The 231-nt window shown below is 55.4% G+C and carries 1 protein-coding gene; it reads right to left on the bottom strand.

Translation table 11 applies throughout. From position 1 onward, the window contains the following. Positions 1-231, bottom strand: a 231-nt coding sequence (locus tag ACYSM9_RS22050) for an ABC transporter permease (RefSeq protein WP_461859073.1), incomplete at both ends; no start/stop codon positions are given.

The raw sequence follows: 231 nt of genomic DNA, 5'->3' as shown, positions 1-231 counted from the left end.
CTCCAGATATTCAGCCCTCCATAAAGCGCCAAGAGTGCCATAAGCTTGGCCAGTGGACCAAATACGTCCTCCAAGCTTGCACCCATCTGATTCAAAGGAATGAAAATATGCATGGCGCAGGTGGCGGGGGAAAACCAGGCCAGCGCAGAAAGCCAGCCCGGCATTGCGTGGAGTGGCCAGGCAAAACCCGCTAGAAACACGAGCGGCACAGATGTCGGCAACAGGATCTTC

The sequence above is a fragment of the Arthrobacter sp. C152 genome, assembly GCF_054890965.1.
Note: the sequence above shows the minus strand (reverse complement) of the source record. Positions and strands in the feature narration are given on the sequence as shown.